Annotated in this window: 19 protein-coding genes; 8 read left to right on the top strand and 11 right to left on the bottom strand. The window is 54.6% G+C overall.

The features are described 5' to 3' along the window. Window positions 1-284 precede the first annotated feature (284 nt). Entirely contained in the window at window positions 285-2,381 is a 2,097-nt protein-coding gene (locus tag SH528x_RS33080; protein WP_442507685.1) for a spermidine synthase, read from the bottom strand. A 205-nt stretch (window positions 2,382-2,586) separates the two neighbouring features. On the opposite strand from SH528x_RS33080, the gene SH528x_RS33075 reads away from it, so the two are divergent. The 3 genes from SH528x_RS33075 (at window position 2,587) to SH528x_RS33065 (ending at window position 5,785) form a co-directional block, all read left to right on the top strand. After that, window positions 2,587-3,516, top strand: a complete 930-nt coding sequence (locus SH528x_RS33075) for a cation diffusion facilitator family transporter (protein WP_442507684.1) — start codon at window positions 2,587-2,589, stop codon at window positions 3,514-3,516. Between the two features lie 1,163 nt (window positions 3,517-4,679). Continuing rightward, window positions 4,680-5,351, top strand: a complete 672-nt coding sequence (locus tag SH528x_RS33070) for a hypothetical protein (protein ID WP_442507683.1) — start codon at window positions 4,680-4,682, stop codon at window positions 5,349-5,351. Next, window positions 5,348-5,785: a hypothetical protein gene (locus SH528x_RS33065; protein ID WP_442507682.1), complete on the top strand. Its 438-nt coding sequence runs from the start codon at window positions 5,348-5,350 to the stop codon at window positions 5,783-5,785. The genes SH528x_RS33070 and SH528x_RS33065 overlap by 4 nt, the downstream gene beginning before the upstream one ends. Before the next feature lie 41 nt (window positions 5,786-5,826). Here SH528x_RS33065 and SH528x_RS33060 read toward each other — a convergent pair whose 3' ends face one another. The 5 genes from SH528x_RS33060 to SH528x_RS33040 form a co-directional block, all read right to left on the bottom strand. Beyond that, window positions 5,827-7,389 carry a hypothetical protein gene (locus tag SH528x_RS33060; protein ID WP_442507681.1) on the bottom strand — a complete coding sequence of 521 codons (1,563 nt, stop codon included), beginning with the start codon at window positions 7,387-7,389 and terminating at the stop codon, window positions 5,827-5,829. Between the two features lie 50 nt (window positions 7,390-7,439). Beyond that, window positions 7,440-7,988: a hypothetical protein gene (locus tag SH528x_RS33055; protein WP_442507680.1), complete on the bottom strand. Its 549-nt coding sequence runs from the start codon at window positions 7,986-7,988 to the stop codon at window positions 7,440-7,442. Next, window positions 7,960-8,481 (bottom strand): RNA polymerase sigma factor, encoded by a 522-nt coding sequence (locus SH528x_RS33050; protein ID WP_442507679.1) that lies wholly within the window; start codon window positions 8,479-8,481, stop codon window positions 7,960-7,962. Before SH528x_RS33050 ends, SH528x_RS33055 begins: the two co-directional genes overlap by 29 nt. A gap of 643 nt (window positions 8,482-9,124) precedes the next feature. Next, entirely contained in the window at window positions 9,125-10,414 is a 1,290-nt protein-coding gene (locus tag SH528x_RS33045; RefSeq protein ID WP_442507678.1) for a reverse transcriptase family protein, read from the bottom strand. A 631-nt stretch (window positions 10,415-11,045) separates the two neighbouring features. After that, window positions 11,046-11,621 carry a PhnA domain-containing protein gene (locus SH528x_RS33040; protein ID WP_442507677.1) on the bottom strand — a complete coding sequence of 192 codons (576 nt, stop codon included), beginning with the start codon at window positions 11,619-11,621 and terminating at the stop codon, window positions 11,046-11,048. A gap of 278 nt (window positions 11,622-11,899) precedes the next feature. Between SH528x_RS33040 and SH528x_RS33035 the strand changes: the two genes are divergently transcribed. Continuing rightward, window positions 11,900-13,420 (top strand): hypothetical protein, encoded by a 1,521-nt coding sequence (locus SH528x_RS33035; RefSeq protein WP_442507676.1) that lies wholly within the window; start codon window positions 11,900-11,902, stop codon window positions 13,418-13,420. A gap of 414 nt (window positions 13,421-13,834) precedes the next feature. Here SH528x_RS33035 and SH528x_RS33030 read toward each other — a convergent pair whose 3' ends face one another. After that, complete coding sequence (locus SH528x_RS33030; RefSeq protein WP_442507675.1) at window positions 13,835-15,670, bottom strand: TIGR03960 family B12-binding radical SAM protein; 1,836 nt, start codon at window positions 15,668-15,670, stop codon at window positions 13,835-13,837. A gap of 142 nt (window positions 15,671-15,812) precedes the next feature. On the opposite strand from SH528x_RS33030, the gene SH528x_RS33025 reads away from it, so the two are divergent. After that, a complete protein-coding gene (locus SH528x_RS33025) occupies window positions 15,813-16,142 on the top strand; it encodes a Rieske (2Fe-2S) protein (RefSeq protein WP_442507674.1) in 330 nt (109 codons plus the stop codon). Between the two features lie 260 nt (window positions 16,143-16,402). On the opposite strand, the gene SH528x_RS33020 is transcribed toward SH528x_RS33025, so the two are convergent. Continuing rightward, entirely contained in the window at window positions 16,403-17,086 is a 684-nt protein-coding gene (locus SH528x_RS33020) for a metal-dependent hydrolase (protein ID WP_442507673.1), read from the bottom strand. Window positions 17,087-17,123: 37 nt separating this feature from the next. After that, entirely contained in the window at window positions 17,124-18,350 is a 1,227-nt protein-coding gene (gene trpB / locus SH528x_RS33015; protein WP_442507672.1) for a tryptophan synthase subunit beta, read from the bottom strand. Window positions 18,351-18,471: 121 nt separating this feature from the next. On the opposite strand from trpB, the gene mutM reads away from it, so the two are divergent. Together mutM and SH528x_RS33005 are read left to right on the top strand one after the other, a co-directional pair. Continuing rightward, window positions 18,472-19,341 (top strand): bifunctional DNA-formamidopyrimidine glycosylase/DNA-(apurinic or apyrimidinic site) lyase, encoded by an 870-nt coding sequence (mutM, locus tag SH528x_RS33010; RefSeq protein WP_442507671.1) that lies wholly within the window; start codon window positions 18,472-18,474, stop codon window positions 19,339-19,341. A gap of 191 nt (window positions 19,342-19,532) precedes the next feature. Next, the gene (locus SH528x_RS33005; RefSeq protein WP_442512224.1) at window positions 19,533-20,579 is read left to right on the top strand and encodes a prenyltransferase/squalene oxidase repeat-containing protein; all 1,047 of its coding nucleotides are present in this window, start codon (window positions 19,533-19,535) and stop codon (window positions 20,577-20,579) included. A gap of 141 nt (window positions 20,580-20,720) precedes the next feature. Here the strand turns inward: SH528x_RS33005 and SH528x_RS33000 are convergent, their stop codons facing one another. Both SH528x_RS33000 and SH528x_RS32995 read right to left on the bottom strand, forming a co-directional pair. After that, the gene (locus SH528x_RS33000) at window positions 20,721-22,193 is read right to left on the bottom strand and encodes an IS4 family transposase (protein WP_442506501.1); all 1,473 of its coding nucleotides are present in this window, start codon (window positions 22,191-22,193) and stop codon (window positions 20,721-20,723) included. Between the two features lie 121 nt (window positions 22,194-22,314). Beyond that, window positions 22,315-23,613, bottom strand: coding sequence for an outer membrane protein assembly factor BamB family protein (locus SH528x_RS32995; RefSeq protein ID WP_442507670.1), 1,299 nt, complete (start codon window positions 23,611-23,613; stop codon window positions 22,315-22,317). Window positions 23,614-23,737: 124 nt separating this feature from the next. On the opposite strand from SH528x_RS32995, the gene SH528x_RS32990 reads away from it, so the two are divergent. Then, a complete protein-coding gene (locus tag SH528x_RS32990) occupies window positions 23,738-25,852 on the top strand; it encodes a sulfatase-like hydrolase/transferase (protein ID WP_442507669.1) in 2,115 nt (704 codons plus the stop codon). Window positions 25,853-25,874: the final 22 nt, after the last annotated feature.

The following is a 25,874-nucleotide window of genomic DNA, read 5'->3' as shown; positions in this document are numbered from 1 at the left end:
GCCGCTATCCTTGTCCCAGGATGCAATCCGTCGTAGCGAAAAGAGACTTTCGTCAGCGCGAATCGGGCGGAAACATTTGTTTCATCGTCCATCGACGGCGACAACTCCAGTCAATTTGATCACCGTGCGGTGCACAAACTGAATCCCAGGGACACTGCGAAAGTTAGCAAACCCGTGAAACAACGGGCAATACCGGTTTTTCCGACTTCTTGAGCCAATCCAGAAAAGATGCAGAATTTTTTTTTCAAACCCTCAAGTTGCACACCCAAAGGTTTTGCTTGCAACTACCACAAATTCAGTACGCTGACCAAATTGTGGTGCTGATCCGTCCACAACGGCGCGTCGCGAAGTTGTTCGGGACTTGCCGCTCGAGCCGTTTCCATCGTCGGGTGATCCCAGATCGGGTTGGCTGCGTCCGCCAAAATGACCCAGCTGGAATTTCGCACGCTGATCGCATCATCGCCGATTCCGTAAACAACTCGGCTTTCCAGTGACGCGTGTTTCGCCAACCGGTGGACCAACGGAACCAGATCGAGATGGTTGTTGGACACATGAACGGCAAACACACCTTCAGCCGCCAACCGGGTGCGATAAAGTTCAAATGCTTCGGTCGTTAACAGATGAGCCGGAATCGCATCACTGCTGAACGCATCCAGCACGATCAGGTCGAAGCGATTGTCCTGCATCCGTTCCATCACCAACCGGCCATCACCAAGATGGTGCCGAATTGTCGAAGGACAATCACTCATAAACGTAAAATGTTCGTTGGCAATTCGCTGGATCGCAGGATTGATTTCGATCATGTCGAATTCGTCCTCCGTGCGTCCGTAGCTGGCAAGCACGCCACAGCCCAGGCCGATCACGCTGGTTTTGATCGATGGCGAGCGTTCTTGCAGCACCGAGATCACGCGACCGACACCGCTGTCGTAATAGTAGTAGGCGGTCGGTTCTGATGCGGCTTCGCCCGGTCGCTGCATGCCATGAATCGTGCGGCCATGGACCAAATGGGTCCCTTCCTCGTCGCGATGCACTCGCAGCACTCCGAAAAAGTTGCGGTCCGATGCGATTGCCGAGGCGTGGCCTTTCATCGACAAATCAATGATCGGTAGGGCCATCACCACAACCACCACAATCTTGACTCGCCGAGCGGCGTCCCAGTCGTAGTCGGCCAACTGCCAACCCCGACTGGCGAAAAAGATCACGACGGCTAGCGCCGAAGCAACCGACAACGCCAGCGGAAGTTCGGTGAAATTGTTGAACAACAACGGACAAGCCACCGCGACAATCAAACCGCCGATCGCACCGCCAGCGGATAGCAACGCATAGTACTGGGTCAACCACTGCGGCGCGGGCTTCACGCGAGCAACCTCGCCATGACACAACAAGCACACGCCCAATAGCAGCACCATGTAACAGCTGGCTTCGGTGAGCAGTTGAAACGAGAACGGCAGCAAATATTTGTTTCGGAGCGCTGCGATCGCCAGGATACTGATTAACGCAATCCATTTTGGTTTGTACCATTGTGGCGAATCAAAGCAGATGATGAAGCTGAGTAGGTACAGACTCAGCGGCAGCACCCACAAAAACGGGATCACTGCGACGTCTTGGCAGACGTGATTCGTGACAACAAGCAGTAACGTCGATGCAAATGCGGGCAGTACTACCCAAGCCAGACGGTGTTGCCACGGGATTTGCCCTGAGGTGCTGGACGCGGGTGCGGATGCAGTCGTTTGCTTCTCGCCGCGATCGACGACGCGGAACAGCCGAATCGCGACCACGCTTTGAATCAAGACGAAACCACAAAACATCAGCGACCACACCACCGATTGATGCGATACCGACAAAAATGGTTCGACTGCAAAGGGATAGCTCAGCAGTGCTAGCAGCGAACCGGCGTTCGAGAGTGCGTAGAGTCGATAGATCTTGTCGCTTGAATCTTGGTAGCTAAGCCATGCTTGGATCAGCGGTCCGGTGCTGGAGAGCACAAAATAGGGCAGCCCGACGTGACACAACAGCATCCAAAGCAAATAGAGTGTCGGCGATTCCGCACCACTGGGTTTCCAGGCATCCGACGGTTCAATCGGCAAGCTCAATGCGGCGGCGCTCAGCAGCGACAAATGGATCACGCCTTGAACGGCGGGTTTGAAATAACTTTTTAGAACGTGGGCGTACAAATAGCCAGCAAACAACAGCAGCTGGAAAAACAGCATGCAAGTGGTCCAGACCGCTGGCGTGCCACCGAACCACGGCAGCACACATTTGCTGATCACCGGTTGGACTTGGAAAACCAAAAACGCGCCAAGCAGCGTAGTGGCAGCAAACCAAAGGGTCGACAAACCGGTTTGTTCCGGTTTTGCGGTCTGGGAGGGGCGATGACTCATGGATTCGTTTTCGCAGGCAGCGGTTTAGGCAGGCAAAGTACGGAAATGCGGACACACGTTGGAAAAACGTAGGTTACGGTTCGCCGCGGTGGGGGGATGAATCCGGAAATTGCCCTGGTTCAATTGGAATGGTTTGGCGGTACGATAAGCTTGAAAATTAACGTTCATCGAATGCGTCGAACGCCCCACCTCTGAGATTTCGCCCTTGTCGATTTCCCCACCTCGTGACGAAGCGACCATTGCGGTGCGTCAACGTGTTTACGTTGACGCGGGCCGCGCGGCGGTATGGGGATTGGGTGTCAATGTCGTCTTGGTTATCGCGAAAATGACGGGCGGGATCGTGACCGGTTCCGCTGCCTTGATTGCCGACGCGGTCAATTCCATCGGAGATGTCGCCAGCGCGCTGGCGGTACGCGGGGCGCTGAGTGTTGCGCAGCTCGCAGAGGACGACGATCATCCCTATGGTCACACCAAAGCCGAATCGATTGCCGGTTTGTGCGTCGCACTGCTTGTCGCATTTAGTGCAGGATTGTTGGCGATCGAAACCGCAAAGCGATTCGGCGGTGAATTGCGAGTCCCCGCAGCGTTAGCCGGTTGGATCGCAGCCGTCTGTGCATTGGTCAAAGAGGTGACGTATCGGTTCACCGCCCGCGTTGCCAAGCGACTCGATTCATCGGCGCTACGAGCGACCGCGTGGGATCATCGCAGCGACGCATTAGGATCGGCGGCCGTTGCGGTTTCATTATTAGTGTCGCCGTACATGGGTGCCTGGGGGCCGTACATCGATCCGATCGCCGCGTTGTGTGTTTGTGGCATGTTAGTGATCACCGGGATCCGGATTTTCACTAGCACTGCACGCGAGATGATGGATCAGCAAGCGGACGAGGCAACCGTGGCGCGAGCCCGTCAAGTCGCCGAAGCGGTTGCCGGCGTGTCGTATGTCGAGAAGTTGCGGATCCGCAAAAGTGGGCTCGAATTTTTCGTCGAAATCCACGTGCAAGTCCCCGGCGAGATGACGGTCCAAGAAGGCCATCGGATCGGCCACGACGTCAAAGACATGTTGCTAATCGAAATGCCACGAGTCCGCGACGTCCACGTCCACATCGAACCCGACACCCACAGCGAAGCGTCGTAAAAAAACTCGTTCCCAGGCTCCTGCCTAACGCCGCGAACGATTTTTATGCTGCAAATTACGGCATTTGCGTTTCGTAGCTACACTCGCCAGAGCGTGGATGGTGGGAATCCAATGCGAATCACCACCTTCTGGCGAAGGTAGCTACCAGAAAATCGTTCACGGCGTTGGGCTCCTGCCTGGTAACGCACTGCACCGCAGGCTCGCGCCTGCCGAACCCGTCCTCGTTACCCCGATTCCGCCCAACAAACCGTCTCTCCCAAGCATAAGCCCGTGGAACAACCGTGTTGAGGTCAACGACGCCTGCGAAGACGTCTAAGCAACGAGCCGTTTCGTTTGGGAGGCTAACAATGACTCAGCTGGGAAGACTTTCCAGCTCTTGAACAAGCAACTCTTAATCTTAATCATACTCCTAATCTTAATCTCGCCTGCGCAGCTGCGTTGGACGGGAACCGACCGGAGAAGATTAGGATTAAGAGTAAGATTACGATTAAGAATCAGGGGGGTGCAATGGTGTGAAACCGTCTTGTGCGCGAGAAACTGGATGTCATCGCTTCTTGAAATCGTCGTATGCTTGCCGGCGGTCACAACGTTTCGATTCGTGGATTCCCCCGGGGCAAGCCAGTTAGGAAGCGGACACTCGCGGACGTGAATCGCAACCATGCCATCTCACCGTCGCTCCGATTTTCCTTGCTCCAATTTTGCGTCATTTGTTTTTTTCGATCCACTGCGAGCTGAGACAATGCGAACGCGGTGCAATGTCTTGATGGACAAGCGAAACATTGCGGTTTGTCGAGTCGGAGCTAAGGTCCTTCGTTTTGGTTCTTGCCTGGACAATCGTTCCAGTTGACTACCAACTGTCTACCGTGGGCGTTGCTTTTTTAGCAGTATAAGCTTTAGAAGGATTCGGATCGTAAAAGGAAAAGCTCAGTCGACGGCACACTAATTGGCACTGACTAGGATTCATCGAAAGACAGCGCAGGCAGACGTAACTCTCGTACACTGGGTGCACCACGGCAGGCGGATAAAATTATTGTTGAACAAGTGAGAATGATTAATGCTGCTGTGTTGCATCTACTGACGGTAGGAGCAACGAGTCTATGGCTGTCCACTCATCCGCAAAAATGATCCCGAGACGTAAATCCCCGCCACCGAGAAAGAAGCGGTTGGAGACTGTTGTTGCGCTCTTCCAATTGGTGGCTACGATTGCGATTGGTCTGTGGACGGTTTTTCTCTACATCAGCTTCGAAGCTACGGAGAAACGTATTCGCAAGCAACTGGATAACATCGAACTCGGCGTTGCCGCGAGTACGCGTCTTAAACCCACACATTCATTGAAATTTGTCGATTTGGGAAACACGGGGTCTGGAGATGATCGTGTTTATCGTGTCATCTTTGCCTATGCATTTGAAAATGACAGTCTCAAACCCGTCGAAGTTTCTTATACGGTGGTGCATGCATCGTTGTCAGATGTTCCCGAGATGGCGTCAGGTGAGGTGATCGACCTCAAGCAACGTACCGGTAAGCTCAAGTGGAGGGACGTTCTCAGTCAGGGGTGCTACTACAAGCCGAAATGGAATGACCAAAGAATCGTAACGACACCCGCTGGAGCCAAAATGCTGCTTCAAGAAGGAGGCGGTGGAACAGCGATTCTTCATTCTGGCGAATCATCCGATGGCACGGCGGACTTTCTACTCGCTGGAAAACCGGGCACCGCGATAAATATTAACGCAATGTTTGGGTTCAATAGTGATGAAGCCGACGCCGAGCATTGGAAAGTGAACGTTTCGGACATACCTCCCCAACCCAATCGGGTTGTGCAAGGAGCAATACCATGAGTCGTCAAGTCATTGCCACCGCGTTAGCCATCTGCTTGTTCATTGTAAGTGCACCCTCGGCTTGTTCCGCAGGAGGTCTGTTCCAACGCTGTCGATTGTTCCGATGCAACCCTGTCAATCGCTGTCCCTCACGAGTCATTTATCATCCCAGGGTATGGCATCCACGCGTCTCCAATTGCGGCGTGCCGTATCCTTCGCATCCTGTACCGACGTGGCAAGTGATGCCTTCATCTCCATGCGATGGATCGGTCGGCCAAGTGTTTTCCAGTGAGCCCTCACCCTCTACCGTCGCTCCGCCTTACGAAGTGTTCCCGTCGGGGTACCCAGCGGCCGTCGGAGATGCGAATACGACGGATGCTGGTGGGACAATGGACACCGGAAACGATGACGAAAATCCAATAGGAAATGGAGGTCATCAGGGCAACGGAGCGTGAAAGCGCATTGCTCCGAGCTATTTCCATCTCCGGCGCTAACCTTATTCAGCCATCCGTAGGATCAATTGATGTTGCATTCCAGGTACAGGAAAGCCTTTCAGCACGGCATGGTCGTCATTTCGTTCGTACTGAAGCAATTTCCCGGTGAATGGATCGACTCCTGCGGGCACGTCGAGTGCCTCGAGCGATGGCGGTAATTTTGAGTCATGTGCGGCAGCGTACATCCGAATCGCTTCGATCGTTCGCAGCATCGCGATGTTGCGTTCGCAGCCCGCTTGCGAATTTTTCGCAGCCACTGAAAGCAACGGCGACAAGGATAGGACCGGTTTGGCAAATAAGCCTGCCGCCTCTGCCTCGGTTTGCATCCTTTTATCAATCTCGACAAAAGCTGGGTTCGTGCGAATTTGCCAATAGGGCAGCGTCGTCCATTTGTAATATTCGTCTCGCCATCGATCCAGAAAGCGCACCATTGCCAAGAACACCACCTGCTCGGTTGGGTATTTTTCAACTTGCTCGGACTGCAGTTTCTGCTGGTCTATCAAGTACGTTTTGGCGCTGGGGTAGGCATCCTTGATGAATTTCTCGATTGTAGCGCGAATCGCGACGGGGTCTCCGGTGGGAAGATTGAATTCGACCTCCAACGACCTCAGTTTTGGGAGCAAGCGATCGATGTAGTCTTGCCAGTAGCCTTCGGAGCGAGGCGTTTCATTAATCTCTGCAAGCAGCTTTAGCTGCAAGTGCATTAACTCACGTTCCACGTCAAAGGCTTGTTCCATATCGATTAGCGGCGTTGGCATCGCGGCGAACGCCCAGTAAAGATTTGGTGTTTGGGCGTGTTGCAATAGATAGAGAGCGTCGTTCCAAGCAATTGACGCGATCGAATTTCCGACCAGACCGGAAACTAGAAAGTCGTCGCTGCCAATGTGCCGAGCCATTGCGAACTGTTGCCCCAGTATTTCAATCGCATCGTCCACGCGGCCTTCCGCAATTGCGACGCGGCAGCGAAGGCTTTGGTTTCGAGCCACTTCACGAAAGTTTTGAATCTCCGGCAGCAGGTAGCCGAACATGTCATCATCGATCAGCTTGATGTTTCGATTCAGATCAAAATGCCGACGGCTGGCGGCTTCCTGAAGAAATCCCATCTGAAAACTCGTGAATTCCAAGTACGCTTTGACGTCATCGATCGGCAAATCGTTAGGTGCCGTCGAAAGCCATACATACGGTCTCATCACTTCTCGCGTTTTACCTTCAGCTTTGGCTTGTTTGTCAGCGTTAAAGAAGAATTCCCAGAGAGAATGACGACTGGATTGTTGTTCGAAAAATCCAGCGGCTTTCATGTAATACAGGGCTGCGTTTCCAGGCATTGCATCGAAGCTGCTTGGAATCAGCCGATATTTCATTGCTGGCTGGGGTTCCGCAGCCGGATGCATGACGAGCTGTTTTGTCATGATGACGATGTCGGATTCATCGGTTTCTTGGTGCGACCATCCGTCCACTGTTATTTTTGATTTCGCAGCGGACTGATCAGCATTTGATTGCACGCAGAAAAGACAAGCGAATGGCAATAGAATCAGTCGGAATGAAAGTTGGAAAGATTGGGGCATCACAATAGCTCGGGAAGAGGACGAAATTGACGGAGCGACCAACGACAACCTTACGGTCGTATGCCGAGTAGTTCCTTGATCAGTTGCTCGACATTAGGAGTCGCGCTGCTCGCGAGCGTTCCACTGTCCATCATCGCGATTGCGTGTTCGCTTGATTGGAACGACATCACTGGCTCGCGTTCAGGCAACCTTAAACGCGCCCCCAAGTTTCCTGCTGTCAACGGCACGCGGATCGCTAAATCAAATGATGAGGTTGACAGCGTTGGTTGGGTGCTTGAATCTTGATGGACGAGATGTTCCTGGGGGAGCACCGCCAGTTCTGGGTTTGTGGTGGCTGATGAATCATCATGGTTTAGAATCCCAAACGTCACTAGCACGCCAGCGGCAAATCCGCATGCGGACGCGGTTGCTAAACTAAATCGATTTCGACGTCGTGTGTTTGACGAACGAACGACAGGATCATTGGACCCGGCGATCCCATTGAAAATGGCGTCAGCATCAAATCCTACCGGACGTGGCCGAAATTCCTTCAGTTGTTGCTCGAGCGACCGTACATCGCCGCGTACAGCATCATGATTGTGGTTGTTTTGATCCATCATTGACCTCGGGATTCTGTGTTTGATCGATCGACTGTTTTAGTGTCAGCAGTGCCTGCTGGTAACGACGATAAACGGTGCTGAGCGGAAGCGACACTAGCTCCGCGATTTGTGCGAACGAAAGGTCGCCCCAGATTCGAGCGACGACGATCTCACGATCTTGCTCCGGCAATTGGGTTAGCATCCTTTCGCAATCAGCTGCATCGTCGTAATCGTTTTCCGCGGGGATGAACCACGATTCCTGTTCTTGGCCCGCTTCAGTTTGGTGCTTGCGGCGTCGTGAGTCCGCGCGTTCCAAATTGATCGCTCGACGTCGTACGGTGGTGTACAGCCACGCGACGGGATCATTCGGAAGCATGGTTTGTTTTACTAGCTCAATCAATGCTTCTTGCACCGCATCCTCAGGTGCGCGACACCACTGCCTAGCGTATAGCTTGAGTGCCGAACCTTGAACATCGATCAGTTGCTGCAGGTACGTTGCGTCAATTGAATTCACCTTCTTGGACCACTCTGTTTTCGTACGCTCTATTCACAATCGGTGTATTGTCAGTGTCGATGTTTGGTCACTGAACGTTCAATGACGGGGGCGGCAGAATCACCTAATAGCTAAATTTCAGCAAAGGCGGGAAAATTTGTCCTTGCATCTCGCCTCACATACAGATGTCACCGGGCAACTCGCTTTTTCTCACTGAAATGGGGGAAATCATCAATTTTCTGATTGGACGGGAAAACACGCAGGACAAGCAAGGGACAAATTCCTGCTTGCCTTCACCCTGAATGGTGCTAGGCACGTCTTAATAATCAAAGGGAATGATGCATATTGTCGAATCTGCCCTAGGTGAGCCCGTTTTCTTTTTTTCGTCTGCTGAAGGTGGAAAAAATGGAAGGTTAAAAAATATCCAGCCATGTCATCAATCTAATCGTATCGATCCCCCATTTTCTAACCTTCGATCTTTTAACGTATCAGTTGTTTTAGGTTTCAAGGAGCATTCGGGTGAAACACGCTTTCGTGTTAGATAAGAGATAGGACAGAAACATAAAGGCAAAAAATATCATGCTCAAGTCGCGATTGCCATGCTCGCACCGTACCGCCCTTCCAATCTCCTTGTCTTCAGGGAACGCTTCGAGTTGGGTTCTCGCTAAGACCAGTCGATCTGAGCAAATAGTTGCGTCAGCTTTTTGTATCGAGCAGCGTTGGTTTGTCCGATGTAGCCGATGCGGCCTTGCAAGTGTTCGCGAAACGCGGACAGTGAATCGCGATTCTGTGATCGCCAACCGTGTCGAATGCAGTTGGTCAGGATCGCCTTGAGTTGCTCGTACTGCTTGCGGTCTGTATTGAGTCGCTCGTTCACGTTCAACCCCAAGACTCTTTGTCGGTCCCCTGAAAACATCGCTCTTGTCTTGCGATATTGAACTTGAAAGCCTTCTTCCATTGCGATCACCGCGACGGTCGTTGCAAACCGATCGACTCGTGCCGCGAATGTCTGATTTCCGCTGAAAATCAGGTCATCGGCGTAGCGAGTGTAGCGGACGTCAAGACTGCGAGACAAACCGGCCAAGCGACGGTCAAGTTGGAAAGCGATCGCATTGGCAATCCCAGGCGATGACGGTCCGCCGATTGGCAGACGCGTGCTACGGAGATGCGGTTCATTGTCCGAGTCGGGGGACAGGATCGCGGGCGCGGTGCAAATTCGAGCCAGCGATAGAGCGACCGGACGTGGGTAACCAACATGGCGGAACAAGGCAGCGACTCGGCGTAACGGTATCCTGCCAAAGAAATTTTCTAAGTCCATCTTCAAGACAACACGTTTGCCGACATGGGGACTAGCACACGATCGCACCGAGCGGCCTGGGCGATAGGCGTGAGCCGCGTCATGCAGCGGTATTTGGGACAAAATTTCAGTGGCGATCAGTCGCTGCACGCGTTTCAATACCGGACGTGGCTGTTCGATCCATCGACTGCGACCGCCCGACGTGCGAAGCAGACGACGTTGATAATGGTCAACTTTGGTGTCACGTCGAATGTGGGGTGTTTCGAGCCAGTGGAGAATTTGAGGCGATCTCAAGCACAGCAGATCGCACAATTGCGTTTCGTTTTGCGCATGCGGGACCTCCCAGCGGTACTCGGGATGCGAAAAAATTTGGAAAACCGACTCGTCGACTGCTAATTTTCTAGAGCCACCAAAACCTCGTTTTAGCGCCGGATGATCGGACAACCAAAACCGAAGTTCCATCCGGCTCGCGTGCCCGACTCTTCCATAGCGAGAGTGAATGGCGTCAGCAAGTTGTTCGATCCACTTGGCCCGATGCGACGTGATGAATCGAAGACGCGCTAAAATCAACTCGCGATCGACCAGATAGCGTGACGCAAGATCGCGAGCGAGGAATTCCGCCAAGCATTGCCGTGAGACTTGCTGTTTCGGATTCACTGCCATCATCCTAAGAATTCATGAGTGGCGAAAGTGAATTTCGGGACACGGTCACGAAACAAGATGGCTCGAAGCACATCGCAGGCACCAACCGGTCCGAGCGGACGCGCGAGCCATTATCCGACGGCAGTCGGATGTCAGCTCGTGCAAACCATGCATCGATACTAAAAGCCCGCGAGGTAACCTCGCGTGGGATGCCGGTCCAATTCGCAAGCAGAACTCACCCATGGAAACGACATCAAACTTGGTCCACCACTGCATGTGCTTCGAGCACAAATTTCATCATAACAACTTTGGTCGCAACGTTGTCGCACGATGGGTCCAGCGGAGACTTCGGCAATGTTCGGGAGAGGCCCTCTGAGCCGACGGCGCTAGACGCGGGCCTCTTTCTATCCTCGATTTACCGAGCGGCGGCCCGACAATAGCGCGTTCGGCTCACGAAATGGGACAGTCGAACTAGCTCGCTGTTGAATAAGTGAGCCGCTCGCGCGTGAGCGGTTCATCCCATGTATTACCCGGTGCCTTACGGCCCACGGTTCAAGGTTTGTAGCGTAAACGTCCAAACGGCTATCAGATCCCGTCGCTAGGAATGACCGAAAGTCTCTGCGACTTTCGCTACGGCCACTTCCCTCTAGTTTGCCTTTTTGAGGAAGTTGGCGACGAGCACGATTTGGGTTCCGTTAACGCGACCTTCGATGTGTTCGGGGTTCGATGTCAACGAGATGCTCTTGACCACCGTGCCTCGTTTCGCGGTGAATCCAGCGCCTTTGACCACCAGGTCTTTGATCAACGTGACGTTGTCGCCGTCGGAAAGTTGCGTGCCGTTGCTGTCCAGTGTTGGCGGTTCGGAGTCATCATTGCTGACGATTCCAGCTTCAGCCCACGCTTTCGTTTCCTCGTCCAGGTAAAGCGTCTCAAGCAGTTCTTGCGGCCAACCCTCGCTGCGGAGTTGATGCAGCATCCGGTAAGCCAGCACTTGAACCGCGGGTACTTGGCTCCACATGCTGTCGTTCAAACACCGCCAGTGATTCGCATCGACCGACTCTGCGTTATCAAGCTGGGTGTGGCATTCGCTGCATGACATGACGCATTTCTCGGCATCGTTGTCGTTGCCAGAGTCCACGGGATGAACGACGAGCCCTTCACTGGACCCGCATAATTCGCACTTGGATCCCGATCGCTCCATTAGTTCATTTTCGACGCTCATCCGTTAACTTCTTTCGTAGTGAGATTGGGGTAATTGTGAGTATTGGTTCGCGCGATGGGCTAAATTAGCCTTGTCCGATGCGGTCCATCTTGCGATGACCGTCTTCCAAACTCGCGTGAAATCGGAAAACGATGTTAACACAAACGCCTCTTTTTCGCATTGGGTGCTGTCTTTGGGGATGCCTAGGTGCGTCAATTTTGCTTGCCGATCCGCCACGTATTATCACCTGCGGTTGGAATGCGCCGACGACGAATCAATTTGCTCGTGATGCCGCCCAGATGCAATCATCTGTATTTAGCGGGGCCGTCCTTGATATTCGCCCCGACCAGGGGATGCCTCATCCGTTTTGGTCCGCGCACAGTCGCGATGATTGGTCGTCGCTGACGTTTGGCGCTGGCGTCGATTCGCTGCGGAATGCTGATGTCGGCAAGATGAGCTCCGCTTATCTGCTCGTCAAAGCGAACCCAGGCGACGTCGATTGGCTGGACGACGAGGGCTGGGCTGCGATTGTCGAACATTGGCGGGTCGCAGCACGGATCGCCAAACGCGGTAAATTACGAGGTTTGTTGTTTGACCCAGAACCGTACAGCGAACCGTTTCGCCAATTTCAATATGCGCGGCAAGAAGCCGCCATCGACCATCCGTTCGAAGAGTATCGCGCCGCGACCCGAAAACGAGGACGCGAAGTGATGACGGCAGTCACCGCCGAGTTTCCCGAGGTCGAATTGGTAAGTTACTTTTTAATGAGCTACCTGATTCGTGATCACCGCTATCGTGGCCCCTCTCCGGTCGGTCGCTCGGATGAAGCTTGGTGTTTGGCGGGGCACTCGTATGGGTTGCTGCCTGCGTTTTTGGATGGTTGGCTCGATGTGTTGCCACCAAGCGTGACACTCTACGATGGGTGTGAGTATGCGTATTGGCACAAGTCGGCGAACGATTTTGCCCAAGAGGCCGATGATGTTCGCCGCCGCGGTGTGCAGTTGGTGTCGCCTGAGAATCGTGACAAGTATGCGAGGCAATTGAAGGTCGCTTTCCCTATCTACATGGATGCGATTCATCCAGAACTGGCAGGGCGTTATACGCTCGAGCCTGAGAACCCCGATCGATTGACGCTATTCCGCCGCAATCTCGCAGCGGCGATCGACTATGGCGACGGGTTGGTATGGATTTATGGTGAACATGGACGCTGGTGGCCTGAGCCAGGCGATACGGCACTGTGGCACAGCAAAGATGTCTATCCCGAGTGGCGGACCTTGATTCCAGGCTGTGACGTCGTACTGAGCCAAGTGGTTGAGGCAACAGGAACTCGGCCGGTTGCGGAGCTGCAGCCATTGTCATTACCGGATCATCGGGGTGCGACGCGAAATGACGTTTCGGTCGAGTGGTCGACTTGGTTGGGTGATGGACCGATGGCGGACACGCCTTCTGGTGACGTTAACGTAACCGAAGATAGCGTCAGGATCCGTGGTGCCGCAGAGGGAGCGGGTTTGGCGACGGTGACGGTCCAGCCCAATGAGCAATTCCGCATTTCGGTTCGCGTCCAGCAAACGGGTCGTGCTCTCACGAGTCTGGCGGTCCAGTTCAAAACGGCTGATGGCAAGTGGTTGGAATCAAACTCGAACAACGTCGTCGCGTTTCCCGAGGATGGTTCACCCGAATCGTGGCGAGCGATTCATGCAAAGGTCACTGTTCCGGAGGACGTTCACACAATGGTGGTGATTTGTTCTGCGGTACAGCAATGGGATCTTAACGATGTGGTGCAGTTCAAGGACTTGCAAATCGAGCGGATTTCGCCGTAGTGCGGTTAGGGCACCGGAGTGTTTGTTCTGGACTGCTAAAACTTTGGTATTGTTGTGATTTTGGGTTGCGCTAGTGTTCTGTCACCTCTCCCGGCGAAGCTGGGAGAGGTCGAACGGGCCCTTTAGGCCTCGTTTGGGTGAGGGCCGACCGCGCAACTGAGCTTGTAACGGGCCTCCACTTGCTCGGTCGCCCTCACCCGAGCATCGCTAAAGGCTCTGCTCGACCTCTCCCAAACTGCGTTTGAGAGAGGTAACAGTACGGCGGCCAAGACACACACTTCGTCAACAATATCTTCATCGGGGCGAGGTAACGGAGGAATTTGCCGGAACAAAAACTTGCCCCTGAAATCCTTTGTCAACTTCAAACTTTGAGCAGTCCAAGCAATCGATCTACCCCTAAAAGATTTATCGTCACTACGTGGCGTCGGCCATGGCGGCCAACTGCACCGTTGCCCTGCCCTGCTCTTTCTCTAAATACGCACGGCCGAATTTGACGTTGACGTGATCCCACGGCAATTTGTCCATCAATTCGTACTTGTCATGGACTTGCCGCTCGACGTCCAATCCCGCATCTTCGATCGCGGACCACCAACGCTCGGGATCGAGGTATTCGGTCCATCCGTCCATGCGAGCACCACGCTCCCACGCCAAACGGACGACTTTCCCGGTGCGGCGATCGCCTCGGCTGAGCACTCCTTCGAGCAGGCTGGTTTCGATGTCGTGACACTTGATGTTCACGCTGCGAATTTTGCGGCGGTGCCACAAGTATTTGTGAGCCCATTTGAAATACTCGCGTCGCTGCATCCCGTTCCACTGGTAGGGCGTATGAGCCTTGGGAACAAAGTTGGAAACCGACGCGGTCACGCGGGGGTAGCGGCCTTTGACCTGTTTGCCCACTGTCGCGATTTCTTCGGCCAAGTCGACGATGCCGTCCAGATCCACGGGGCGTTCGCCAGGCAAACCGCACATGAAGTACAACTTCACAGCGTCGTAATTGTTCTGGAACGCAACGCGGCAGCCTTCGATCAGATCGCTGTTCTTGATCTTCTTGCGGATCTGTTCCCGCATGTCGTCACGTGCCACCTCGGGTGCTAGCGTTAGCGAACTGCGGCGATCATTGCCAATCAATTGAGGCAACGTGCGAAGTTGATCGTTCACTCGTAAACTGGGTACGCTGATGTTCACGCCAAGCGGCCGAAACACCTCGTGCAACCGATGGATCAGTGATGCAAAGTGCGGGTAGTCGCTACTGGAAAGCGACAGCACGCTGATCTCGTTGTAGCCGGTGTTGCGATAGCTCTCGATCGCAGCGTCGACAATCGTATCGACTTCGCGGATTCGCAAAGGACGTTTGATCACGGTGCTTTGACAGAACCTGCAAAGATGGGGACACCCACGCATGATCTCGATTGCGATTCGGTCGTGCACGCATTCGATGTAAGGCACGATCGGCGACGTCGGCAGCGGGATGCCATCGAGATCGCTGATCACGCTGGGGGCAATCGTCGCGGGGACGTCATCGCGAGTGCGGGACAGCGAGACGATACGATTGTTTTCGTATTCGGGCTGGTAGAACCGCGGGACATAGGCGTAAGCAAGTTTTTGTGCGATTTCGGCAACTGCTTGTTTACGCTGCGAGCGGCCTTCGGAACCGCCGGCAAATGTGCCATCGTCGCGGCGATAACGCTCACGCAATTCAATCCATAGATCGCAGATCTCGGGCAGTGCCGGTTCGCCGTCGCCCATGATCATGACATCGAAGTAATCGGCCATCGGTTCGGGGTTTTGGCAACAGGGTCCCCCAGCGACCAACAGCGGAACGGCCATCGTGCGATCGACTGATTCGAGCGGAATGCCGCCCAAATCGATCATCGTCAGCACGTTGGGCGCGCTGATTTCGTACTGTAGACTCAGCCCGATCACGTCAAAATCGGCAAGCGAGGTAAACGTTTCGAGCGAATAGAGTGGGATTTCGTGCTTTCGCAGCAGCGCCTCCATATCCGGCCACGGCGTGAATACCCGTTCGGCACACCAATCATCGCGGCGATTCATCAATGAATACAGGACTTGCAGCCCATGATGGCTCATTCCGATCGTGTAAGCATCGGGAAACCCCAGACACAATCGGCCTCGTAATTGCCGATGATCCTTGACGACAATATTTCGTTCCCCCCCGACATATTGGGCCGGCGTTTGAACATGCGGCCAAACCCGGGACTCTAGTAATCGGCGGCGCTGTTGATTAATCATAGTCGCTGAATTCCAATCGTGGTCAGGTAGGGTGAACGCTGCTTCATCGTTAAAGTAGATGCCGTATCGGTAAGCTATTGATCGAGCTCAAACTAATTATTGGGCTCAATCTAAAAACATAACAAAAGAGAAGGATATTTGCGTGAGCGATTTTGAAACGGTGGGCAAGGTCAGTGATTTTGAAGAAGGCGTTGGACGAGCGGTTCCAGTGGACGGCCGCATGGTCGCGGTCTTTCGCAAGGGCGAGGAGTGGTACGCGATCGACGACCTTTGTCCCCACATGGGCGCCTCGCTGGCCGAAGGTCATGTCGATCCCGAGACCGACGCCGTGACCTGCCCCTGGCACGCTTGGCGTTTCTGTATTCACGACGGAACATGGGAGGACAACCCGCGAGTGAAAGTCGATTGCTTTGAAGTCAAAGTGGTTGGTGATGACGTCCAAGTTCGCGAGAAAGAAGCTCCCTCAGAATAATGTCGCTGATCGCTCCGCGATCTTTGCGTTTTTCTGGTCGCAAGTGGAACGCGTCGACGGCATGTTGATTTCATGAGCCGGTTGCACGTGAGCGGTTGGGGGCGCGCGAATGACCCGGTGCCTTACGGCCCTCGGCTCACAAGGGGCAATGGCATTTCAATAAACTCAACAATCCGTCAAGAGTTTCGGTCATCCCGGACAACGAAAGTCTTGACGACTTCCGCTACGCTCGACCCTAATTTATTGTCCTGAACCAAACACTAAACCGTAAAGCTCTCGCCCACGCTCAGCACGACTGGGATCGCATCGGTTTCGCTGCTGACGCGTTTCGCCCACGCTTCGGCGTCTTGTTCAATCGGAGGCCATGTGTTGTAGTGAGTCGGCAGCACGCATTTCGGCTCGATCAAATTAGTGGCTTCGATGCTGTCGTCGATCCCCATCGTGAACAGGTCCCCGATCGGCAACACCGCGACATCGACTTGATGTGCGAACAACCGCATGTCTGAAAACAAGGCAGTGTCACAGGCAAAGTAGATTCGTTTGCCATCGATTTCGAGAACGAAGCCTGCCGGATTTCCGCCGTAGGATCCGTCGGGCAATTGACTGCTATGCAGTGCCGGAACCATCTTGACGGTGCCGAATGGCAGCTGAGTCTTGCCACCCAAATTCATGCCTACGGTTGATTGCACTTGCTGTTTTTCAGCAAACCACTGGGCGATCTCGAAAATCGCCACCACGGTACTGTTGTCACGATTGGCAATCGCAGCGACATCGGCAACATGATCAAAGTGACCATGGGAAACCAAAATATGGCTGATATCACGGTGATCATCGATCGTCGATTTGGCTGCGGGATTGTCGCCGAAAAAGGGATCCAACAGGATGCGATTTTCGTCGGTTTCAATCAACCAGCTAGCGTGGGATAGCCAGGTTAGTTTTAACATCAGGAATCTCGCTGAGAGTCAGAAGGGATGGAGCGGGTTACCAGGTTTCGCCACGGAGACGGGCGATTTCCATGGCGTCTTTGTCACCGCGTCCGGACAGACAGACGACGAGATGTTGGTCGGGTTTCATCTCCGCTGCCAACGTCATCGCCCGAGCGACTGCATGACTTGATTCCAGTGCCGCGATGATCCCTTCAGTGCGTGCCAATTGATCGAACGCCTTCATCGCTGCATCGTCCGTGCATTCCAGGTAGTCGACACGTTTGGTGTCTTTCCAATAACTGTGCTCGGGACCGACGCCGGGGTAATCCAAACCGGCGCTCATCGAATGAACGTCGCACGTTTGGCCGTCTTCGTCTTGCATCACGTAGCTGAAGCTGCCGTGCAAGACACCTGGGCTGCCATAAGTCAACGGGGATGCGTGGTCGCCGGGCGCGGTGCCGCGTCCGCCGGCTTCGACGCCGACCATGCGGACGCTATCGTCTTCGACGAATGGATAGAACATACCGGCCGCGTTGCTGCCACCGCCGACACAGGCGACGACACAATCGGGAAGTCGCTCAAACGAATCGCGGCACTGTTCGCGAGTTTCGCGACCGATCACCGATTGGAAATCGCGAACCATCATCGGGAAGGGGTGCGGTCCGATTACGCTGCCGATGATGTAGTGCGTGTTTTCGACCGAAGCCATCCAATCTCGCATCGCTTCGTTGACGGCGTCACGAAGGGTTTTGGAACCACTTTCGACAGGACAAATTTCGGCGCCGAGCAGCTTCATGCTGAACACGTTCGGTTTTTGCCGACGAATATCTTCGCTGCCCATATAGACGGTGCACGGCAAACCAAAATGGGCACATGCCGTGGCGCTGGCGACGCCATGCTGGCCCGCTCCGGTTTCGGCGATCACTCGGGTTTTGCCCATGCGAAGGGTCAGCAAGGCTTGCCCGATCGTGTTGTTGATTTTGTGGGCACCCGTATGATTTAGGTCTTCTCGTTTGAGCCAAATTTGGGCACCGCCGGCCAAGTCGGTCAGTCGTTTAGCGTGATAGAGGGGGCTGGGGCGACCCACGAAGGTCTTTAGCAGCGACGCCAATTCCCGTTGGAACTCGGGGTCTTTCTTGGCTTTGTCGTACTCTTCGGCGAGTTGATCCAACGCTCGGGTCAGCGTTTCAGGAACAAAGCGTCCGCCAAAATCACCAAAACGCCCGCGATTATCAGGAACCGACGCGGTGGCGTGAGGGGCTGCGGCTTCTTCCAGGCTCATATTGGGTCTCTAAACAGGATCTCTGAACGGGGGCTCTCAAAATAGCAATCAGTTTTCGTTAAGATTGTCGCCCGAGGTCAATCGATGGTCAATGCAGCGATCACGTGCCAAAAGAGAATCTGTGCCTGAACTACCCGAAGTCGAAACCATGCGCCGGGGGGTGTTGCCGATTGTCGGCAGCCGGATTGATGCCGTGATTCGGCCGCCCTGCGAACGTAAGCCGATTTTGATGACGCCGCGAATCGATGCCTTCGATCGTCGGCTTCGCGGAAAGCATATTGTCGACGTCAATCGTCGCGGCAAACGCGTGATGCTGCGAATCGAAGATGCACAAACGGTTGTGATTGAACCTCGCATGACCGGTTTGGTGTTGTTGGCGGATCCACCGACGTTGGAGCATCTGCGGCTGCGAATCACGTTGACCGGGCCTGCGGGGGACCAGTTGTTGTTTTGGGATCGCCGCGGTCTGGGAACGGTACGGTTGTTGACGCCCAAGCAGGTCGAAACGCTCGTCGACGCCAAGCTCGGGGTCGATGCGCTAACGATCACGGCGGAACAGTTGAAAGCGAAGCTGGGGAAGAGCCAACGCGCGATCAAAGTCGCGTTGTTGGATCAAGCCGTGGTGGCGGGAGTGGGCAACTTGTATGCGGCAGAGCTGCTTTTTCTCGCTGGCATTGACCCTCGTACTCGCTGTGATCGGCTGACAATGGCTCAGTGGCAGCGAATTGAGTCCGCGATGCGGCACGTGTTGCAGGAAGCGATTCGGTACGAGGGCAGCACTTTGGGGGATGGGACCTACCGCAACGCGCTTAATGGCGAAGGTGGCTACCAGGCTCATCATCAGGTCTACGCGCGGGCTGGCCAGCCCTGTCCACGCTGTTACGACGGCGTGATTCGGCGAATGGTCCAGGCCCAGCGGAGCACCTTTTTCTGCCCCGTATGCCAGCAAAAACGTGGCCTACACCAGCTCGTCGTACCCCTGCCCTCCTAAAAATCCCCCATTCCCGTAGCGAAAGTCGCCAAGACTTTCGGCGGACACCTCGCCCCCGTTTTTACGAATAATCGAGGTTGCGGTTCGTCGCCGCGAGCCGAATCGCTAGAATGAAGGACATGAGCGGCAAGCCACCCGCCGTTTCTCGAATTCGTTCCTGTTTGTCCCTTCAAAACGTCACCGACATTCTTATGACGCAAAAATCATCACGCCGAGACTGGATTCGTACCGCTGCGGTTTTGTCGGTTGCCGGAGCGACGGCGGCGAGTTCGCGGACCGCGTACGCCGCACGCGATCCTCGCTGGAACGACACGATTACCAAGGGGCTCAATTGGCTTAGCCGCACGCAGTCCTCGCGTGGCCAATGGAACACCCAGGCCTATCCAACGGCGCTTGCGGCGTTGGCCGGGACGGCGATGATCGGCAGCGGATCGACGACGACTCAGGGACCGTACGCGAAAGAGATCGCCAGAGCGGCCGATTATTTGATCAGCAAGAGCCGTGACAATGGTTTGATCGGCGATCCCCAGTCGGATCCACGTTACACCTACGGCCACGGATTCTCGATGTTGTTTTTGTCGCAAGTGCTGGGCGAAGAAGGGCTGCTTGATCGCCGTGAAGAATTGGTCGAAGTGTTGAGCAAAGCGGTTGAATTCAGCGGGAATGCCCAAACGGCTGCGGGTGGTTGGGGCTACGTCTCGGCTCGCGAAGGGAACGATTTTGACGAAGGCTCGACCACGATCACTCAGGTGCAAGGGCTTCGTGGTTGCCGCAACGCAGGGATTCCCGTCAGCGCCGAAGTGATCACGAAAGCGAAGGAATACATTTACGAGTGCAAAAACCCCGATGGCGGCATCAGCTATAGCAGCCGCCAGAAAGGAAGCAGCCGACCAGCGATTACTGCCGCCGCATTGGCCGCACTGTACAACGCCGGTGATTACGACAGCGAGCATGTTCCCGAGATGCTGGCGTATGCGAAGGAGTCACTGCATGACATCAGTGATTCCACTCGAGCGTTTGGCCATTGGCATTACACGTATTTGTACTACAGCCAAGTGGTTTATCGCCAAGGCGACGAGTTGTGGACAACGTTCCGTGATCGTTTGTACGACCGCATCGTCAGCGAGCAGCGACCGGACGGTTACTGGGAAGGCCAGATTCACCCGGTCTACGTGACCGCATGCAACTTGATCATGTTGCAATTAGATCGCGGCTACCTGCCCATCTACCAACGTTAGAATGTGGGATAGGCTTCCAGCCTGTCTTCGCAAATAAATTTTTCGTAGCGAAACTCGCCAAGAGTTTCGGTGGCAGCCAGTGTGGCCGAAAGTCTTCGCGACTTTCGCTACTCGGAATGTATGACAGGCTGGGACGCCTTTTTATACCCCAAAACTCATTTGCTTGAATGCAACGAACGCTTCAACGATGGTCGAGAAACGGTTCATCCCTCGCCAGAGAGTTCTTGAGCCGGCAGGACCCTGCGATTTTTTGTCGATGTAGCCGCCTAGGATGGCGATCGATTTTCCGAACGCTTCCATCGTTGGTGGAGACTTCGGATCGACCGGGCGTTTAGTTAGAAATATCATGATCGCCATCCATTCGTCTTCGCTAAAGTAGACCGTGCAGGGCGACTGTCCGTCATGACGTGTGGCGCCCTTGAGGTACTCCACTCTCCAAGCGACGACCGTGAGCATCGAAAACGCTCGTATATAACGCTCCAATGTTTCGTACTTCATGTCTTCGATGTGAAGCCCACTTTTAAGTGTTTTGAAGTACAACTCCACTAGCCAACGAAAACAGTAGCCGGTCAAAACCTCGTCAATTTCTTCCGCCGAACTGACCGGCAGGGTTGTCAGAAGCATCCAGTTAATCGGGGCTTCACCGATTGGCGGATCCACCTCGAGCGACTCCACCACATTGATCCAAGTGTCGGTCAACTTGCCAGTGCTGGACCGCCCGGTTCCGGCAACTTTGACGCGCACGCTGCGAAATTGCACCAGCGCTTCGCGTGAAATACGTGCCTGTTTCCGAGCTCGTTTCTTATCATCTGGAAGCACCGGAGCGTCTCGGCCACCGATCGAAACCGTTTTCTCTCCACGCCAAGCGACCTTTGAAAGCGTCTCTTCAATTGTCGTGACATCATCAATCGGCGAACCGGTGACCGCATCGACGGCGGCGACGATCTTCTGAGTCCGGCACTGACGAATGATGAATCCATAGTTCTCTGGAAACTCCGCCGCCTCGGCCAGCAATTCGCCAATGTCCGATTCGCTGTCGGAAAGCTGAATGAACTGAGTTTGCGGCATCGAGCGGGCGATTTGCTCGCCGCTTTGCATCATTTCCATCCATCGGCTGCTCTCTTTTTCTTCAAAACAGCGTCGCTGCCGTTCGGCTTTGCGCTCCTTGGCTGGCACTTCCAATGACGTCGCATCACGAGTCCAAAGAACTTGGTCGACCACTCCCAAGGGGATGCCTGGGGCAGCAACGGCGTAGAGCGGATGGTAGAAAAAGCCAAAACGTTTGCCGCCCGAAAGCGGTCCTGCCCCGCTGACCTGCTGCTTTGGCTTGGTCAGATCGAACTCGGACGAGTCCTGATCCAGAAAGACCCGTTTGTGCTCGCCGCATCGCTTTCGAGCGGCCTGATGATGTGCGTCGAAGATTTGATCCACGTCTACCTTGGGGTTGTTGGCTAAGCGATAAATTCCCTTCAAGTCAGCTTTGGAACGAACACGGTCCGGTGTCGACTCGCCGATCGAGGAAGCTTGAGAGACAAACTTAACAACGCGATCCACCCGCCGCTTGTGGCCCAGGTCCAACGATTCAAATTCCTGCCGTACCCAATCGATAACCATCCGTGCAACCTCCGTGCGATGAAAATCTAAATCGCAGAATCATTCGCAACCACACGAGATAAGGCAAGAAAATGTTTTGGGGTATAAAAAGGCTGGGACGCCTATCCCACCTTCAAGTACTTTAGCGGGCGATGTCGAAGGCGAAGATCAAGTCCTGGTCGCGGATGATCAACATTTGGTCGGCGACCACCGGATGCGCCCAGATGGCTCCCTTGTCACGTGGCAGTTCGGTTTGGCGTGGCAGAGTCAATGTGCCTTTGGGCTTCCACTCGATGCGATTCGGCTCGACCAAGACAACCGATCCCTCTTCGTCGTTGTAGCAATACAGCATGCCATCGGCAAAGCAGATCGATCCACTGTGGTTGGGACGCAACTTCTGCTCCCACAAGGTTTCGCCACTCTCCAAGTCTTGAGCCAACCACATGCCGCCGTTGGCCTTGGTGCATCCGTAAATCACGCCTTCGTGCAGTACCACGCCGCCGTGATGGTTCATCATCGATTTGCCAGCCAAGTGGTAAACCGATTCGGCTGCGATCTTTTCGCCGTCGGCTTTCAACTTCAACAGCGTGTTGCCCGCCCCGTAATCGCTGGTGTGATACAGCTGATTTTCGGACAGCACGGGGGTGGGAATGACGGCGACGTTATTCCCCGTGGTCGAGTCGCTGAAGACTTGCTTTCCCGATTCGGTATCGACGGCAAACAGCCCTGGTTTACTAGCAGTCACATAAAACGACTTGCCGCCAACGTCACCTTTGATGATCGAAACGTATTGTGCGGGAGCATTGATGCCTTGGCTGCTCCACACTTTTTCGCCGGTCTTGCGATCAAACGCGACCATGAAATTGGCTTCGCCCGGCGTCACAACGATTCGGTCGCCATCGACCAGCGGTGATTCGGCGTATCCCCAAACGGGAATCTTGCCACCGTGATCACTGACAAAATTGGTGCTCCATTGGACTTTGCCGTCGGCTTTTGAAAGGGCCGCGAGTTGTCCGATATCGCTGAGCACAAAGACTTGGTCACCATCAACGGTCGGAGTGCTGCGGGGGCCGCCACCCCAGCCATGGTTGTAGTCGTCGGCGGTGCTGCCGCGAGCGACTTCGGTTTCCCAGATCTTTTCGCCGGTCTTGGCGTTAAGGCAGATGGCAAAACACTTTTCGTCATGCGTTCCCATCGTATAGAGTCGGCCATCGACCACAGAAACGGCTGAGTAGCCGCGTCCCGCACTGGTGAACGACCAGCGAAGTCGAGGGGCGGCGTCAGTCCATGATTTTTTCAACTCTTGTGGGGCTGCGTGGCCATCGCGGTTCGGGCCGCGCCATTGAGGCCAATCGGCATCCCCGGCGACGGCGAAAGTGCCCATCAGCAGGCAGGAAGCCCCGATCAACGAAACGCAAGCGATATTGACGATAGACTTCATTGGTTGGTTGAGCCTTGCAGGGGAGAAATGGGGCAGGAAGGGTTGAGGGCAGGAAGGTTTGGGAGCAAGTGTCGAGAGTGCCCACTATAGCAAACCCCAGGCCAGCTGGACCAGGGATATCAGGATGCTTGAGCGTGACTCGGCAAACGCGGGGGGCAACCGCGTGGTCGATTCATCGATTTCGGATCGCGGCGGCATGGTGGCGGCATCGTGCGTGGCGATCGAGTATCGTAGAGGACTGTCCAGTCGCTCGGCTGTTTGTCGCTCGACTGCGATTCAACCCGCCCCATTTCCCCCATTCAAAATGCGAACCCTATCGATGCAAAACCGACTTCGTTTCCGTGTGATGGGATTAGTGCTTCTTACGATTGCCTGTCATGCAAACGCCCAAACGACTCAGCCCGACGCGACTGTGAATCGGCCGAACGTGATCTACATCATGGCCGATGAACTCGGGTATTTTGAGCCTTCATATATGGGCAACCCGATCATTCAAACACCCAATATCGACCGCATGGCGGCCGAGGGAATTCGCTTCACTCAAGGGTTGGCGGGGTCATCCGTGTGTGCCCCAACTCGCTGCTGTTTCTTGACCGGAAAACACAGCGGTCACACGTCGGTGCGGTCCAACGGAGGCGGGACCCCGCTGCGAGCGGACGAGGAAACAATCGCATCGATATTGAAACCGCTGGGCTACGCCACGGGCGGATTTGGCAAGTGGGGATGTGGAGGGCGAGGATCCACCGGAGTGCCAGAAAAACATGGGTTCGACGAATTTGTCGGCTACTACGATCAAGTCCACGCCCACTCGTATTACCCGCCTTACATCCTTCGCAACAGTGAAGAAATGCCGCTGGCGGGAAACCGTGGCAACAGTGACGGCGAAACGTATTCGCATTACGTGATCATGGACGAGGCGACAAAGTTTATTCACGAACATCAGAACCAACCTTTTTTCGCATACCTGCCTGTCACTCCGCCGCACGGCATTTTCGACATTCCCGATGACGATCCCGCGTGGGCTATTTACAAAGACCAGGCGTTGCCCGAACAAGCAAAACGTTACGCGGCGATGGTCACGATGCTGGATCGCCAAGTTGGCGAGGTTCTCGCCTTGGTCAAAGAATTGGGGCTCGACGAAAAGACGCTGGTGTTCTTCAGCGGCGACAATGGCGGCGCCGATTACTTTGCGTCAAAAGAGCAGCCACGCGGGGTGCATGGAGCCAACAAACATCCCACCACCGGAGTCGAGTTTCGTGGCAAGAAAGGAAACTTGTACGAAGGCGGGCTGCGGATTCCCGTTGTCGCACGTTGGCCGGGCAAAATTAAGCCGGGAATCGTTAGCGATCTGCTTTGGTACTTTCCCGATATCCTGCCGACGATTGCCGAGGTGACCGGCGCAAACGCTCCGTCCGATATCGATGGGATCAGCATCCTGCCGGAATTAATCGGCGAAACCGCCGCGGGACATCCCCAGGCGAAACACGAGTATTTGTATTGGGAAATCGGTGGCCAGACCGCCGTTCGGATGGGCAACTGGAAGGCAATCCAGCCGAAAAAAGAGGGCGACTGGGAACTGTACGATCTGGATCGCGACATTAGCGAGTCGATGAACCTTGCCGAGGCGAACCCCAGCATGCTTGCCAAACTAAAAGGCTTTGCCGAACAGGCTCATACACCTGTGGTCGAAGGAACGTTCGAGTCCAGGGATCTGCACGAACGTGATCGTGCGGCGAAATTTGGGGGGAAACCTCCTGTAAAGAAGACTCGCAAAAATAAATCCACGATGAAGATGCCGACCAAGGAGATGTTGCCCAACAAGGATTGGAGTGTGGTTCGGTTTAGCAGCGAGAACGCCGGAAACCGCAAGTTCGCTGGCAACGCCATCGATGGCGATCCCGACACGCTGTGGCATACCAAATTCAGCGGCGGCATCACGCCGCCGCCTCATGAATTGGTAATCGACTTAGGCGCGGTGCACCGCATCAAAGGCTTTGTTTACCTGGTTCGACAAGATGGCGGTTGGAACGGTGCGATCAAGAACATCGAGTTCTGCGTCAGCGATTCCGCGGAGCATTTCGGAGACCCTGTTGTCAAAGCCGAGCTCGCGAAGACGCGAGAGCCACAGACGATCCAATGTGATTCGGTTACCGGCCGTTACGTGTTGCTACGCGCCACGTCGGAACAGGATGGACGCGAGTTCGCGACGGTGGCGGAGTTAGGCGTGATCGGCAATTAGAGCATTTTTATTTTTGGTGTAG

Source organism: Novipirellula methanifontis, from assembly GCF_052161655.1.
In the GTDB taxonomy this organism is placed as follows: domain Bacteria; phylum Planctomycetota; class Planctomycetia; order Pirellulales; family Pirellulaceae; genus Novipirellula.
The sequence above is the reverse complement of the archived record's forward strand: the minus strand, read 5'-3'. Positions and strand labels throughout refer to the sequence as shown.